This is a genomic window from Streptomyces murinus, assembly GCF_002154555.1.
In the GTDB taxonomy this organism is placed as follows: Bacteria; Actinomycetota; Actinomycetes; order Streptomycetales; family Streptomycetaceae; genus Streptomyces; species Streptomyces murinus.
The window spans coordinates 1-1087 of record NZ_MUNF01000734.1 but is presented as its reverse complement, the minus strand read 5'-3'; the positions used below and the strand labels follow the sequence as shown (position 1 = coordinate 1087).

The following is a 1087-nucleotide window of genomic DNA, read 5'->3' as shown; positions in this document are numbered from 1 at the left end:
CCCCCAGCACCTCCCCCGGCGTCTCCCCCGGCGACCTGCTGCGCACCCTGACCGGCCGCTACGGACGCTGAACGACCCCCGGGCTGGCGTGTCGGGTGCCCGGCGACGCACCATCGAAGGACGCCGAGCCGGAAGGGACGCCCGTGGCGAAACGAGATCTGCGGCGGCTGCTGCGCCTGTCACCGGGCGAGACCGTCGACCTGGCCGCACACGACCCGGCGGCCGCCCCCGGTGCCCCCGGCGACAAACAGACCTCGCTCGCCGACGCCGAACGCATGGGCGAGGAGCTGGCCGAGCTCCAGGAGCGGCTGTGGGCGGCGGGCACCGCGGGCGACCGGCGCCGGGTGCTGCTGGTGCTCCAGGGGATGGACACCAGCGGCAAGGGCGGCACCGTCAAGCATGTGATCGGCCACCTCAACCCCTCGGGCTGCCGTATCCGGGCCTTCAAGGCACCCACCGCCGAGGAGCTGCGGCACGACTTCCTGTGGCGGGTGCGGCAGGCGCTCCCACAGCCCGGCGAGATCGGCATCTTCGACCGCTCGCACTACGAGGACGTCCTGGTCGCCCGCGTCCGGCAGCTGGTGCCGGACTCCGAGATCGGCAGCCGCTACGGCCGGATCGACGACTTCGAGCGCGCCCTCACCGAGGACGGCGTGACCGTGGTCAAGTGCTTCCTCCACCTGTCCTACGAGGAGCAGCGCCGCCGGCTGCTGCGCCGCCTCGACCGCCCGGACAAACGCTGGAAGTTCGCCCCCTCCGACATCGACGAGCGCGGCCTGTGGCCCGCCTACCAGCAGGCGTACGAGCTGGCCCTCGAACACTGCGCCGCCCCGCCCTGGTATGTGATCCCCGCCGACCACAAGTGGTACCGGAACTGGGCCGTCGGCCGCCTCCTCCTCGAACACCTGCGGGAGCTGGACCCCAGGTATCCGCAGTCCCCGTTCGATCTGGCCGAGTGCCGGGAGCGGCTGCTGAAGGAGACGTGAGCCGCCTTCGGCCCGGGGTACCCGGCGGCCATGCGCAAGGTCACCGAGTCGTACTGGCTGGACACCGCCCCCGGTCCCGCCCATCCCGCCCTCGCCGAGGA

At 72.8% G+C, this 1087-nt stretch carries 1 protein-coding gene; it reads left to right on the top strand.

All coding sequences use genetic code 11. The features are described from left to right. Window positions 1–143: 143 nt before the first annotated feature. Window positions 144–986 (top strand): PPK2 family polyphosphate kinase, encoded by an 843-nt coding sequence (locus CCN72_RS34105; RefSeq protein WP_086812187.1) that lies wholly within the window; start codon window positions 144–146, stop codon window positions 984–986. The last annotated feature ends 101 nt before the right edge of the window (window positions 987–1087 follow it).